This window comes from Tolypothrix tenuis PCC 7101 (assembly GCF_963874875.1).
Taxonomy (GTDB): Bacteria; Cyanobacteriota; Cyanobacteriia; order Cyanobacteriales; family Nostocaceae; genus Aulosira; species Aulosira tenue.
In genome coordinates this window covers 3,238,566-3,252,868 of the sequence record NZ_CAWNJS010000001.1, presented here as the reverse complement: position 1 = coordinate 3,252,868, position 14,303 = coordinate 3,238,566, and the positions used below count along the sequence as shown (strand labels likewise).

Here is a 14,303-nt window from a genome sequence, read left to right as displayed (position 1 = left end):
GGGCATCAAAGTGGTGAAAAGCTTCAATAGTCTGTTTAGCAAATCTAATAAAGGGGTCGGTATTGAACTAGCACCAGAAAGGGTGAATATAGTTCAATTACGCAAACAACGTCAAGGCTTAAAAGTAGAAGCCTTAACATCAATACCAGTTCCCGAGGGTGTAATGATGGATGGTCAAATCGCTGATGCGCCAGCAATGGCGCAGTTAATTCAGCAGGGTTTGGCTGAAAGCAAAATTAAAGCTTCTCGGGTTGCTACTGGGGTCACAGGACGAGATTCAATTGTCCGCTTAATACCTGTACCAGCAGAGTTAGATGATAAAGAACTGCGAGAAATGGTACTAAACCATGAAGCAGCTTTGTATTTACCCTATCCGCGTGAAGAAGCTGATGTGGATTATCAAAAACTTGGGTACTTTGTAGATGAGGATGGTATTGAAAAAGTACAAGTACTTTTAGTAGCTACACGTAAGGAGGTAACGGAAGCATATATTAATACATTTGAGCAGGCTGGATTGCAAATCGATGTTTTAGAAATCAACAGTTTTGCAATGATTCGGACAATCCGCGATCAACTACGACAATTCAGTCCCCAAGAAGCCGCAGTATTGGTTGATATCGAGTTTGATAGTTCAGAAATTGCCATTATTGTCAATGGAGTGCCGCAATTTTCACGTACTGTACCCATCGGTACTTATCAAATGCAATATGCCCTCTCAAAGGCTATGAGTCTACCTGCAAGCCGAGATATGGAAATGTTGTACGGCATGACGATTATGACAACAAGCGCCGATGGCGGAAAAACTGGGCTAACCGATATTAATCCGGGTATGGCAGCTTTATTAAGAGTTTTGGGAGAACTCACAGATGAACTGCGTCGTTCCATCGATTTTTACCTGAATCAAAGTGAAAATCTGGAGGTAGCGCAAATTTTTCTAGCTGGCCCTGGTGGTGGCTTGCAACAGCTAGATGAGTTTTTCACCCAAAGATTAAGCTTACCAACTGCACAAATCGATCCGATAACATCTTTGTCCATAGAAGTTAGTGAGGAAAAATACCCTGCAGTACAACGCGCTGGTTTAGCGACAGTACTGGGTTTAGGAATGCGGGAGGTATAACAGAATGTACAGTTTGGATATTAACTTCCTTAAAGACCGTCCAAATTACCAGAATACGGCTACTAAAAAGCCAGGAGTCAAAATTCAGCTGCCTGTTGGCAACATGACACCATTATATATAGGGGTAGCTGTAGGCATTTGCTTACCCACCCTTGTAGGAGGGGCGTGGTGGTGGTTGCAAGCCAAGAACTCTGAGTTAGAGCAAAATTTAGCACAACTAGATCAAGAAAGCAAGAGGTTAGACACAGAACTAGCAAGTATTAATAAAATTAAAGAAGAGACAACCAAAATTAAAGGCGAAACGCAAGGTTTAGTCACAGTTTTTGACCAAATTCGTCCTTGGTCAGCCATGTTACAAGATTTGCGCGAGCGTATACCAGCAAACGTACAAATAGAGGACATCAAGCAAACCCCACCGATTCGTCCAGTACAAGGACAGGGTCAAGCAGCAGGGACTACTCCTGGAAACCCTGCTGGAGGAATAGAAATTAACGGCGTAGCTCGTTCTTTTAACGATGTCAACGACTTTTTGTTAACTCTGCAACAGTCTCACTTTTTAAAAGCCTCAGAAAGCAAAATTAAGACTGCTGAGTTAGTCAATGCACCATCTGCATCTTCAACAGATGCTACTAATACCAATGGTGTCAAAATTCCGCCACCTCAAGTAGTGAAATACACTATTCAATCAAGTCTGAGCGATGTTCCAGCTTCTGAGTTAATTCGGGAGTTAGAACAAAAAGGCACAGTGGGACTAGTAACTCGAATTCGCAGTATCCAAAAAACAGGAGTCATTACAAAATGACGCTGAGTGACGATTTGAATTTTGCAGAACAAAACGGAGAGTTTGCTCTAGAATCCCCAACCTCTCCCGTTCTGTTTGGAATTAGCTTTACACCTAAAATCATCGGGATTTTGGTTGGTTCTGTAGGACTTTTGGGTGCATTGTATGTAGCCTTTAACTTATTAATGCCAGCTTGGGATAACTATCAACAGCAGCAAACAAAAGTTAATGAATTACAAGGACAAGTAGATCAAAAGAAAGCTAGTGTCAAAAAGATTGACGAAATCAAACAAGAGCAAGAGCAAGCAAAACAGCAACAAATTCAGGTTTTAAGTTTGTTTTCTAACGAAAAAACCTTGGATACATTGTTACTGGATATGAATCGTTTAATTGAAACTGGTAATGCTCAAATTCTTGGTAATCCAGTCAAGGCTCAACTGAAAAAATTTGTGCCAGTTACACAGCAACCAGAACCGATTACGGATGGTAGTTTGGGCATACAGGCGGATGGCAAGCTAAAACGCAGTGTTATCCAAGTGGAAATTGAAGGTACTTATGAACAAACGCAATCGATTCTTCGTAACATTGAGCGTTTACAGCCTTTGTTAATATTCAAAGATTATCAATCGATATTGATTCCACCGCCTAAAGCCACATCAGAAAAAGGTGCGCCTATTCCCAAGCGTGGGCCGGCATCAATCACGACCTCTTTCCAGCTACAAGCATTAATGCCACTTACCCCTGAAGAAAGGGCAATGATTGCTGCTAAAGCTGCTCCTACAAAGAAATAGCGAATAGTACTGAACTAGGAAATAGGAATGGGGTATCAAGACAACAACCACTATAGATGTGCAATCTAGGGGTCTATAGTTAAAGTTATCTCCAGAGATCTGAATTCTGGTCAAACTTAGTTTTAAGTCTACCTGAGTAGGCTTGAGCTAACAGCTTCAGTACTTAAGTTCCGATCAAAAATTATTTGTCAACAAGGTTTTATCAGGTGAGGAATGAACTGTGAAACAGCTTCACGGTAATAGTTTATTATTAGGTACTGCTGCTTTTATCTTTCTAGCAGCTCAACCGGTTTGGGCAGATACTACCCAAATTACTGACGTACAGCTAAGTCAAGTTGATGGTGGAATTAATGTTATTTTGAAAACTTCCTCTGGCTCGCGTCCGCAAGTTTTCACAACTAAAAGAGGAAATGCCTTAGTTACAGATATTATTAATACTCAACTACGTTTACCACAAGGCAATAATTTCCGCCAAGACAACCCCGCTTCAGGAATTGCCTCAGTTGAAATTGTTCAGCTAGATGCTAACAGCATCCGGGTGGTGGTAACTGGAAGCAACAACGCCCCTAGTAGCCAACCTGTAGGCAGAAAAGATAATCGTATTACTTTAGGCTTTAGCCCATCCGGAGATACGACAGCATCAAAGCCCAATCCAACAACACCAGCACCAATAGCAACAACGCCCACACCGCCATCTAATCCTGCTGCACCCCTACCAGGTAAAAAACCGGATGTTTTAGTCCCCAACCCGGAAATTACCATTGACGGTAAACCTGCACAGCCATCTGGCCCGGGTCAACCTCCGAATCAGGGGCCTCCTTTCTTACCTAGAGCCGTTGCTCCACCAGTAGGTGATATTGCTATCTCCAATATTGATGCTTCTCCAGTAAATATTGACTTAGGTACTCAGGAGCGCGTGCCTAGGTTAGTACTGCGAGATGCTCCTGTGCGTGAGGTTCTATCACTACTCTCCCGTGCGGCTGGTCTGAATTTAGCTTATGTAGGAGGAGCAAGCGGGGGAGCGTCTTCTGGTGGTCAAGCAAGTGGGGCGGCTGGAGGGCAAACTATTTCCTTAGATATAGAAAACGAACCAGTACAAGATGTTTTTAACTATGTCTTGCGTTTGAGTGGTTTAGAGGCTAATCGTAGTGGTCGCACTATTTTTGTTGGCCCTAAACTACCCAACTCTACCCGTGATACCGTGATGCGGAACGTGCGACTTAATCAGGTGACAGTGGGAGTGGCTCTCAACTTTTTAGTTGGTCTAGGTGCAGAAAGTGCTATTAGCCGCGAACGACTTGTTACTAGCGTGAGTGCTGTCCCTGTAGGTAATTCCACCGCCGCAGTTACCCAAACTCAAACCACTACGGAAACTAAACTAGAAACTCAAAGAGCTGATTTTAAGGACTCTAACCCATTACTTAGAGGTTTACAGGCATTAGGAGATGAGCGTACAAATTCTGTTACTTTGATTGGGCCTGCTAGATTAATTGATATGGCTATGGCTCAATTGACTCAGCTTGATATTCGTCGTCGTCAAGTAGTAGTCAACGTCAAAATTATTGATGTTAACCTCACAGGAACCCAGGATTACAACACTAGTTTCTCGTTTGGTGTGGGGAATAACTTTTTTGCTGTTGATAATGGTGCAGCATCTCTCAATTTTGGTGGTTCTAGACCTGCTACTGCTTCTGAGGCTGCAACTAGTGTTAATGATACACCAGTTATTACTAATCCTGTTACAGGCTCACCTTTCTATGATCCAAATAGCACTGTCAGTATTTCTGGAACTACCCCAGGTACGATCATAGTCAATCCAGATGGTACAACCACTAGAAGCCAAAATCCAGGCAGTGGAAATTTTTACCAGCCTCTTTCTCCTAGCAATACTAATCCTTTACAACCAGGTTTTTCTCAGATCACTCCGGCAACGGATAACATAGTTACAAGAAATGCTGATGGTAGCACCAGCGTTACACAAGGTACTCTGGGTACGGCTACGGCATCTTTACCTTCTTTATATCAATTCCCCAAACGGTTACTTGCTAGTTTGCAAGCTCAGGTAACAAATGGCAATGCTAAGATTTTGACTGACCCAACTTTGATTGTGCAAGAAGGTCAGCAGGCTCTTGTTAACCTGACTCAGGAAGTGGTAGGGAACATTACTCTACAAACAACAGATACTTCCGGTGGCTCTAGAACTGAAAGACAAATTGAGAAACAAAAAGTTGGCTTAACCCTGAATGTGAAAATTGAGCGGATTGATGACAATGGTTTTGTTTCTCTATCGGTTGCTCCTACTGTCAGCGCACCGACAGCATCACAAAATACAGGAAATGGTCAAATCGTTTTAGTATCTGAACGGTCTCTGACTTCTGGGATGATTCGTCTACGAGATGGTCAGACACTGATTCTCTCAGGTATTATTCAAGACCAAGACCGGACAACAGTCTCTAAGATTCCTATCTTGGGTGATATTCCCTTAATTGGTTCGCTATTTAGAAGTACCAACAGAAGCAATGAACGTAGAGAGGTGGTTGTATTGCTTACGCCTCAAATTATGGATGATTCCGAGCGTTCATCTTACGGCTATAACTATAATCCCAGCCCAGAAGTACGGCAAATGCTAGAGCGTCGGGGTTGGAAACCTTCAGGTCAATAATCACAATGAAGGCTCTCACATCTTTGGAAAGGGCGCAACAATGTTACGCTCTTTCCAAATGTCATAGTAATTCTATCTGTAGACACAGGTAATTAAAAATCAAAAATGTTGATACTAAAAGAGGAATTTTCCAAGCAAGGACAATGGGTTTAATTTTAATTCCCATGTCAACGAAAAACCTCAAAAAAAGAGTACGGTAAATGACAACCTCTACCGACAAAAATCAACATATTTATCAACTGCGTGAACTGATTAAAGATATTGGTTGTAGTATGTTAACTACAGTCGATGAGGATGGTAGCTTGCACAGTCGTCCGATGGAAAAGAGTAGCGATATTCAGCCTGATGGGACACTGTGGTTTTTTACCAATGCTAGTTCCCATAAAGTATTTGAAATTGAGCATCGTCAGCAAGTCAATCTCAGTTTCTCCTCACCTAACCAAAAGCGATATGTTTCAGTATCGGGTAGTGCAGAATTAGTTCAAGACCGCAACAAGATGCAAGAACTATGGAAGCCAGAACTTCAAGCTTGGTTTCCGCAAGGATTAAATGAACCTGATATTGCTTTGTTGAAGGTGCAGATTAATAAGGTTGATTACTGGGATAGTCAAGCAAATTTTGCAGCACAAACTATCAGTTTGTAAGCTGTATTATGAGACAATAGTTTTTGGACAAGGGTAAAAGGGAAATGGAACAAAGTAATATTTTTACAATTTTTCCCTTTTGCATAAATCAAATTTAAGTCATTTTATATAAATAACCAAATCAGCTATTACGTATTTAAATTGTAGAATTTTGGTTTATCTGTTCTACCCTAGAATACCAAATCAAATATTGTTGGCGACACATATATTCTAGAGGGAAAGGCAGTGGGGTTGTAGAGACGCGATTAATCGCGTCTCTACATGATTTAAACGTCAATAGATTTGTCTTATCCAAACCGTATTGGCTTACTAAATATCTAGGGATTGTCAACTCTACAAAAATTAGAAAAATTACTTGAGATATTTTTAGGGATAGAACCACAAAGTTAAAGTTTTGCGATCGCACTACAAAATCTCAACTCATGCGAAAATTGTTATGCAAGCATCTATAATGGCACTCCTCTACATCACTGGCTTGTGGAAACGCAGAAACTAAAAGCCTGCAATAGTCCGGCTTGCTACTTCCCGTTGATGAATGGACGCTACGAAGTCAAGCCAGGTATGATGGCCTTTGGCACTTGTTTTGGTAATGGTGAAGCTGATGGGCAAGTATTTCAAATCGATGAAAATTTTGCACATTACCGTCAGGCTAAACTTTTGGCACGTGCCGAACGGTTAAGTAAATACTACCAAACTCATAAATATTCTAAGGCTGTGGCAGGTGCGATCGCTCGTTTGATAGTTGAGCTACTCACCCAAGATCATCCACAATACTTTGATTACCAAAAATCAACGGCTAATACCTTGATATTTCGTAGCCGACTCACCCAAGAAACGCTTTGGCTAGATGCAGACTGGCAATTACAGCAAGTCGAGAATAGTTCAGTGTTTCCAGCTTACAGTTCTACCCTTGATGCTCTAGCATCCCAAATGCAAGAAGACTTGACAGTCATTTGTCGTGGTAGGGATGGTTGCAATTGGCTGAGTGCAGTTCACTTGTGCTATCCCAATCATTGGGCGGCTGAGGAAAAAATTGGTAAAAACTTTGCAGAAATACATCAGCCTGTGGCTGGTATGGAAAAAATTAATCGCCGGGCAGATGCGATCGCTAATACTATGATTAGCTGTAAACCTATGGTGCGTTTTGCTTGGGGTTTGAGTACTGACACCCGCCTTAATCATCATCCCGCACCACCACCTAATTTATCGGTTAATCAATGGCAAGGTAGAGACTTTGATGCCCAAAATCCTCAGCTTTATTTACGAATTGAGCGACAAGTAATTTGGGGACTACCGGAGTATGAAGCAGCATTATTTACTATTCGGACTTATTTCAGAGATTGCAGTTTAATCAAAAAAGATTCCCTATTACGGTTTAAGCTATGTGCTGCAATTGAGTCTATGTCACCAGAGTCACTATTTTATAAGGGATTGGTAGATAGCAAAGCTAGTATTTTAAATTGGCTGAATGAAGTTTGAAATCGCTACTCAAAGGTATTACTTTGCAATATTTATTGTTTAATGGCGCAACTATTGATATTAGAGTAGTTAGGATAAATATAAACAAATTACAAATTGCGACCGCCCGAATTATTATCATATAAATAAAGCAGCGATCGCATTACTAAAAATCAGCCTAGAGATTAACGTTTTATACATATATTGTGATGCCATTCATCATTCTATGGTTGGAATCATAAATATATATGAATTACATCTAAAGGAAAATCTTAAAGCAAAAAATTTCAAGTTTAATATGATGGAATACTAAGTTTTATATACTAAACATGAGAGAGTTAGTAACTTTATTTTTTGGCTTAGGTTTTATATTTAATGCTAGTCTGTTTATTCCACAAGCTCTGCGGATTTTAAAAAAGAAAAGTGCTAGGGATATTTCTTTAATTACTTTTGCAGGTTTTAATATGATTCAGTTCAATGGTATCCTCTACGGATATTATCAAAAAGATTTGATTTTGATGTACGGTAATTTAATTAGTTTTATTACTTGTGGCTCGATCACCGTTTTAGCAACATACTATAAAAATCGATGATTTGGCAGTTTCTTTCTGATTGTGATTGATTTTACACTCAGCACAAAAAACACTAACAGCCTCAGCAAATCGCCGATTTTGCTCCATTAATGCCATATCTCCGCCAGGCTTGATTGTTACTATTCAGCATCAAGTAATTCTGCTTTAGGCAATTAAGATAAATATTTTTATGCTTCTACTTCTAACTTACTGGCTTGGGCAAGAGGCAAACTGATAGTAAATATACTGCCATTACCAGGTTCAGATTCCACAGTTAGCGAACCTTGATGGGATTCGATAATGCAGCGAGAGAGATACAGTCCTAAACCACTACCTGAACCTAAATGTTTACCTGGACGAAATCGCTCGAATAAAATTGCTTGGTTTTTTTGAGAAATTCCCGGGCCTGTATCTTGAATTTGGACGATGACATAATTTTTTTCTACATTTAACCGCACATATATATAACCTGTTGCGGTAAATTTAATGGCATTGCCAATAATATTAGTTAATACTCTTCTAATTTCTATTCGGTCAGCTATAACTGTAGTTAATGCTTCTGAGTCTACATTCAGATTTTCTGTAATTTCAGCTTTTAAAACTAAGTTTTTTTCTTCTGCCAGTGGCTTCAATTCTTGAGCTACTTCACTAACTAATTGTTGAATATCAAAAGTAGATAATCTTAAGGTTTTAGAACCTGCTTCATGTCTATAAACTTCCAGTAAGTTATTGACCATTGTGAGCAAATCTTCATTGCTACCAATCATCGTATCAATAATTTTGGCAAACTCTGATGTGACAGTACAAAACATTCCTTCTCTGGTTAATTTTAAGACTCTATTCGCAGCCGCAAGAGGTGTGCGTAAATCATGAGTAAATCGCGAGGCAAAATCTTCTCGTAAACTTGCCATGTGATCGCGTTCATCTATAGTGTGTTTGAGACGTAAAAGACAACGAACCCGCGCATTTAGCTCATCGGGATCAAATGGTTTACGAATAAAATCATCGGCACCAGCATCTAATCCTTCGACAACGCTAGAGTAGATGTGAGCGGTAATTAATAATATGGGAATGTAGGGCAAATTTGTATTGTGTCGAATGCGGCGCGTAAATTCATAACCATCGAGTTCTGGCATCATAATATCCAGAAGTATTAAGTCTGGTGGTGACTGCTCAACTATAGCCAAAGCATTGGTGCTATCTTGCGCCAAGATAACTTCATAGCTATCTTCTTGTAAAACTGTTTCTAGTAGTACTAAATTGTCATAAACGTCATCAACAACTAAAATTTTATCTTTTTTTACAGATTGAGGTATTGACATGGCTGTTTAGACAACAAACTAATTAGTTTTATTAAGTTAACTCTTTTTGGGATACAATTCTTGTGAATGAATTAATTTTTTTTGTCATCTATCTCCAGACTTTATCTGAGAATTAATTTATTTTAAATACAAGCATCAGTCTATTGGTAGGTGCATCAAAGTGTTATTTCCAAAAGATTTAGATAAACATTTTGCTGCATGAGAAAAGAAATAATTTTTTATATCTTATGGTAGATGTATTTCTTTGTGGATTTGTCATCATCTTCCTTTTGGTATAAACTTCACAGTAAAATAGCGAAGATATTTTATTCTGTACTTTAGATAGATCCGGGTAGAGGTAACAGCCATGAGTGAGATTAAGGTCGTTGTGATTGAAGACCACAACCTTACCAGAATAGGCTTACAGGCTGCTTTACAAGCTGAGGCAGATATCAAAATTGTTGGTGAGGCTGCCAACGCTACGGATGGATTGCAACTTTTGTTGACCCTGAAGCCAGATGTTGCCACTATCGATATCGGTTTGCCTGATATGGATGGGATTGAATTAACTCGCAAGTACAGGCAATTTCAACAGCAGAATCCAGACTTGACTACCAAAATTCTCATTCTCACAATGCAAAACAGTGAGGAAGCTGTGTTAGCAGCTTTTGGGGCGGGGGCAGATTCGTACTGTATGAAGGATATTGACAGAGATAGGTTAGTAGATGCAGTCAAAACCACTTATACAGGTAGCCCGTGGATTGACCCGACAATAGCAGATATTGTACTCAAGCAGGTACGCCAAGATGATGTTTCCGGTAGCAGTGGCAAAAGAGTATTAATTGATGGTCTTGACTCAGAAATTGAGAAAACTATAGAAACTTCTTCTTTAACTCAACGTGAAATGGAAGTTTTAGAGTTAATTGTTGCTGGATGTGATAATGCAGAAATTGCTCAAAAATTGTATTTGACTATCGGTACTGTAAAAACTCATGTGCGGGGAATTTTGAGTAAACTCTGTGTTTCTGATAGAACGCAAGCGGCTGTTAGGGCTTTGCGTGGTGGGTTGGTGCATTAATTTAGGTCGGCGAAATTAAAGATAATTGGCTGAGGTTGTCATTTGTCGTTTGTCATTGGTCATTTGTCATTTGTCATTGGTCATTGGTCATTGGTCATTTGTCATTGGGAAGGATTTCAAGGCTGTTTTAGTCGTTAGGTTTGAGACTGCATACTCTGATTCTGTAACTTTATTGATGGGGAAATAAAAGCCATAGGATGGCACGGACAAGCCTACCCCCAAGAGACTGCTAGAATTTAAGCTGCAAATGAGATGGGTGTTCGCTGAAATTTTCATTTATCTGACAAGGTAATGAAAAGCTGAGTTTACCCATAGACTTTGAGCGAGCTAACAAAATGCGAATTCCACCCAAATCTCTAGGCTTTACAATCCTGCTGGGGGCGCTTTCTGCACTACCGCCATTGTCAATCGATATGGGACTGCCAGCATTCCCTCAGATTAGTGCAGCGCTAAGAACATCATCAGGCACGGTGGGATTAACCCTGAGTTTGTTTATGCTGGGTTTTGCGATCGCACAACTTGGTTTTGGGCCGCTTTCTGATCGTTATGGGCGTAAGCCAGTTTTACTCGCAGGCTGTGGGATATTTGCCCTAGCTGGTGCAGTCTGTGCTACAGCACCATCGATTGAGACTTTGATTGCTTGGCGCTTAGTTCAGGGTGCTGGTGCTGGTGCTGGGATGGTGGTAACCTTAGCGATCGTCCGAGATTTATTTGAAGGACAAGAAGCACGGGCACAACTTTCTTATGTCAACTTGGTGATGAGTGCAGCACCAATGATTGCGCCTACAATTGGTGGGTGGATTTTGGCGCTACCTGTGGCGGGGTACACCTATGCTTCTTGGCGGGCAATTTATGCTGTGCTGGCTGTGGGAGGATTACTGCTGGTCATGGCTGTGGCGTTGGGATTGAGTGAATCTATAGCCCAGCGTCATGCCAATGCGATTAAACCACGTCGGCTGATTAAGAATTACTGGTATATTCTCAGCAATCCTATTTGCTTGGGTTATGCCCTTGTAAATGCCCTGTACTTTGGGTGTATGTTTGCCTACGTCGCTGGTTCGCCATTGGTGATGCTCAATGTTTTCGGTGTTTCCACTACAGTCTATGGTTGGCTATTTGCATCAACCGCCTTTGGGATTATGGTGGGTTCTTTCTTAAATGGGCGCTGGAGTATGCAAGGTGTGCCACCTTCACGATTACTCAGCATTAGCTTAATCCTTGGTGTCATTTGCAGTGTGGCATTGGTTGTAATATCCATGAGTAGTGCGGCGCAAGTTGCTACACTCATGCCGTTGTTGGTGCTGGTTACCTTTTGTCGTGGCATAATTTCACCCAATGCCATACATGGTGCCATCCAGCCAGTACCAGAAAGTGCTGGAGTTGCAGCCGCCGTAGTGGGATTTTTGCAAATGCTAGGTGGTTCCATAGCAAGTGGGTTAGTAGCTTTCCTTTATGATGGACACAGTGCGTTCACCGAAGGTGTTGACAAAGTCATCGCTATGTCTGGTGTGATGGCAATATTTGCGATCGCTTCTTACGCCGCCTACACAATATTGGCACGTCCCGCAGAACGCCGATTAGCACTATACAAGGGTAGGGACTTCCAAATAAAATAATTAATCGCTGTGGGAAGGGTCTTTTAACAATGAATTCTAAGAAAAGGTACAAGGAAAAATTACTAGCTGTATTTTTCCTTGTCTTCCTAGGCCTTCGTATATCTTCGACCTTTACCAGAACTTACTTGAAAAGTTACTTCCAGCACATTCTTAATTAAGAGTGTAAACTTTTATTTATTTATCATGTATCTACACTGCGATAGAAGCATAAATCTACTTTTATGGGGATGTGTTTGCAAAATGCAGAAATTATTATAATTAAAATTCCAAAATTTTTAAATATAGTATTAGTTAATATAAATAGAAAATTTAATTGGTAAAGTTTTTATTTTGCTCATTATTTCTGGCAATAATCAGATTTTATTTTTTTGATTAGTAATTTTTTACAAATTCATGAAATATGAGTGTCTTTTTAAGACAGTTTTTATCAACTTGGTAAATGATGCATATCCCCGACTTCTTGGAGAAGTCGGGGATATTTTTGGTAAAAGCTGGTTTGATAATAGCTAAATATTTTTACAAAATTTAATTTTTATCTTGATGTGTATTTCTAAAATCTTTCATTAGAGAGATGTACACAACTCTCAGCATAATGCCAAAAATATATTATATGCAATTACTATTCATCTAAAAATAGCAAAATGGGAAAATTTATATTACTAAGTAATTTTCTATTAATAATGATAGGCTTAGTGTCTTGTAGCAATAAATCTGCTAATAAAGACCTAAATAAGGACATACAAAATGTCTCTTCTTGGTCAGCAACAGCTTATATGGTGGGTGATGCATGGATACATGATAATGTACCAAATAAATATGCTCAAACAACATTGAAAAAAGCTCAAGAAGAAATTGTGAAAGAAAAAGAGAATATAGAAAAAATACCAACAAATGATAAATCTGGAATTGTAGATAATGTTTTACGATTAGCAGATAAAACAGAAAAAATTTCTACAGCGATTGCTCAAAAAAATCGTTCAGAAGTGCAGAAATTACTGAGCGAGTTAGCAGTAGAAAGCCAAGCACTGAAACAACTCAAGACTAAACCAGAATAAAGCTATGAAGAAAATTTTGGAAATAGCATTGGGCATTGTTACCAGTATAGGCGGCTTTCTGGATGTAGGTGCGATCGCTACAGCAGCAGAGGCGGGATCTATCTATGGCTTTCAACTGATCTGGGTGATTATTTTAGGAACAATTTGTGTAATTTTTCTAGTGGAAATGTCTGGGCGATTAGCGGCTGTTAGTAAGCATACATTAGCAGCAGCAGTGCGGGAACGCTTTGGGTTTAACTTTTATGTTCTGCCTTTATTTGCAGAAATTATTGTTGATTTTCTGGTATTAGCAGCAGAAATCGGCGGCGTGTGTATTGCACTGCAATTATTAACCGGAATTAGTTTTCAATGGTTTGCTTTACCTGTGGCTTTTGCTATTTGGTTGCTACTGTGGAAAGGAACCTTTGGATTAATTGAAAATGGTATTTCTTTATTGGGGTTAATTACCTTAGTCTTTGTTTTCGCAACTTTTAAATTACATCCATCGCTTACAGAAATTGGTAGCGGTTTATTACCGACATTACCCAAAGAAGATACTGCACATTATTTATTTATAGCAGTCAGTATTTTAGGAGCATTAATTAGCCCTTATCTATTTTATTTTTACTCATCTGGGGCAGTTGAAGATAAATGGGATGAAGGACATATTGGCGTAAATCGTGCCGTTGCTAGTTTGGGTATGGGCTTTGGTAGTATTGTATCTTTAGGGGTGCTAATTGTGGCGGCACTGGTACTAAAACCTAAAGGAATTGAGGTTGATAGTTACGAACAAGCAGCGTTGATGTTGACAGATTCTTTGGGTTATTGGGGTTTTGTTTTATTTGCATTATCGCTGGGAATTGCTTGCTTTGGTGCTGCATTGGAAGTGACTTTAGATACTGCTTATATTGTGGCTCAAGCTTTTGGTTGGAATTGGGGCGAAAATCTCAAACCTAAAGATGCAGCGCGGTTTAGTTTGGTGTATACAGTATTTGTATTTTTAGCATCTTTATTAATGGTATTTGGGATTGACCCTTTACAATTAACTTTATTTTCTATGGCGATTACAGCAGTAATTTTACCTCCGGTGATTGTGCCATTCTTGGTGTTAATGAACGATAAATTATATGTAGGTAAATATCGCAATGGCTGGATTAGTAATGGTGTGGTGATATTTACAATTGTGCTGGCGTTTGTGATGGCGATTGTGGCGATTCCTTTGGAATTTATAGGAGGGTAATCTTATTAG

General features: G+C 39.7%; 11 protein-coding genes. 10 read left to right on the top strand and 1 reads right to left on the bottom strand.

Features of this window, described 5'->3' with window-relative positions:
- Positions 1–10 precede the first annotated feature (10 nt).
- From pilM to AACU25_RS13230, 6 genes are all read left to right on the top strand, one after another.
- Entirely contained in the window at positions 11–1,117 is a 1,107-nt protein-coding gene (gene pilM / locus AACU25_RS13255; protein WP_096576325.1) for a type IV pilus assembly protein PilM, read from the top strand.
- Positions 1,118–1,121: 4 nt separating this feature from the next.
- Positions 1,122–1,919 (top strand): PilN domain-containing protein, encoded by a 798-nt coding sequence (locus AACU25_RS13250; protein WP_096576323.1) that lies wholly within the window; start codon positions 1,122–1,124, stop codon positions 1,917–1,919.
- Positions 1,916–2,689 carry a pilus assembly protein PilO gene (locus tag AACU25_RS13245; protein ID WP_096576321.1) on the top strand — a complete coding sequence of 258 codons (774 nt, stop codon included), beginning with the start codon at positions 1,916–1,918 and terminating at the stop codon, positions 2,687–2,689. The genes AACU25_RS13250 and AACU25_RS13245 overlap by 4 nt, the downstream gene beginning before the upstream one ends.
- A gap of 220 nt (positions 2,690–2,909) precedes the next feature.
- On the top strand, positions 2,910–5,351 hold the full coding sequence (locus AACU25_RS13240) for a type IV pilus secretin family protein (RefSeq protein WP_096576319.1): 2,442 nt from the start codon (positions 2,910–2,912) through the stop codon (positions 5,349–5,351).
- Positions 5,352–5,551: 200 nt separating this feature from the next.
- Positions 5,552–5,995, top strand: a complete 444-nt coding sequence (locus tag AACU25_RS13235) for a pyridoxamine 5'-phosphate oxidase family protein (protein WP_096576317.1) — start codon at positions 5,552–5,554, stop codon at positions 5,993–5,995.
- A gap of 531 nt (positions 5,996–6,526) precedes the next feature.
- Entirely contained in the window at positions 6,527–7,474 is a 948-nt protein-coding gene (locus tag AACU25_RS13230) for a heme-dependent oxidative N-demethylase family protein (protein ID WP_096576315.1), read from the top strand.
- Between the two features lie 739 nt (positions 7,475–8,213).
- Here the strand turns inward: AACU25_RS13230 and AACU25_RS13225 are convergent.
- Entirely contained in the window at positions 8,214–9,347 is a 1,134-nt protein-coding gene (locus AACU25_RS13225; protein WP_096576311.1) for a hybrid sensor histidine kinase/response regulator, read from the bottom strand.
- A 346-nt stretch (positions 9,348–9,693) separates the two neighbouring features.
- Here AACU25_RS13225 and AACU25_RS13220 point away from each other — a divergent pair, with 346 nt between their 5' ends.
- From AACU25_RS13220 to AACU25_RS13205, 4 genes are all read left to right on the top strand, one after another.
- On the top strand, positions 9,694–10,404 hold the full coding sequence (locus AACU25_RS13220; protein ID WP_096576309.1) for a response regulator: 711 nt from the start codon (positions 9,694–9,696) through the stop codon (positions 10,402–10,404).
- A 335-nt stretch (positions 10,405–10,739) separates the two neighbouring features.
- On the top strand, positions 10,740–12,020 hold the full coding sequence (locus tag AACU25_RS13215; protein ID WP_096576307.1) for a multidrug effflux MFS transporter: 1,281 nt from the start codon (positions 10,740–10,742) through the stop codon (positions 12,018–12,020).
- Between the two features lie 641 nt (positions 12,021–12,661).
- The gene (locus tag AACU25_RS13210) at positions 12,662–13,075 is read left to right on the top strand and encodes a hypothetical protein (RefSeq protein ID WP_190445973.1); all 414 of its coding nucleotides are present in this window, start codon (positions 12,662–12,664) and stop codon (positions 13,073–13,075) included.
- Between the two features lie 4 nt (positions 13,076–13,079).
- Positions 13,080–14,294, top strand: coding sequence for an NRAMP family divalent metal transporter (locus AACU25_RS13205; protein WP_096576303.1), 1,215 nt, complete (start codon positions 13,080–13,082; stop codon positions 14,292–14,294).
- The last annotated feature ends 9 nt before the right edge of the window (positions 14,295–14,303 follow it).

What these genes read in the sequence shown, in the direction of transcription:
- AACU25_RS13250 (WP_096576323.1), top strand. Translation starts at nt 1,122, where the DNA reads ATGTACAGTTTGGATATTAACTTCCTTAAAGACCGTCCAAATTACCAG.
- AACU25_RS13245 (WP_096576321.1), top strand. Translation starts at nt 1,916, where the DNA reads ATGACGCTGAGTGACGATTTGAATTTTGCAGAACAAAACGGAGAGTTT.
- AACU25_RS13235 (WP_096576317.1), top strand. Translation starts at nt 5,552, where the DNA reads ATGACAACCTCTACCGACAAAAATCAACATATTTATCAACTGCGTGAA.
- AACU25_RS13230 (WP_096576315.1), top strand. Translation starts at nt 6,527, where the DNA reads ATGAATGGACGCTACGAAGTCAAGCCAGGTATGATGGCCTTTGGCACT.
- AACU25_RS13225 (WP_096576311.1), bottom strand. Translation starts at nt 9,347, where the DNA reads ATGTCAATACCTCAATCTGTAAAAAAAGATAAAATTTTAGTTGTTGAT.
- AACU25_RS13220 (WP_096576309.1), top strand. Translation starts at nt 9,694, where the DNA reads ATGAGTGAGATTAAGGTCGTTGTGATTGAAGACCACAACCTTACCAGA.
- AACU25_RS13215 (WP_096576307.1), top strand. Translation starts at nt 10,740, where the DNA reads ATGCGAATTCCACCCAAATCTCTAGGCTTTACAATCCTGCTGGGGGCG.
- AACU25_RS13210 (WP_190445973.1), top strand. Translation starts at nt 12,662, where the DNA reads ATGGGAAAATTTATATTACTAAGTAATTTTCTATTAATAATGATAGGC.
- AACU25_RS13205 (WP_096576303.1), top strand. Translation starts at nt 13,080, where the DNA reads ATGAAGAAAATTTTGGAAATAGCATTGGGCATTGTTACCAGTATAGGC.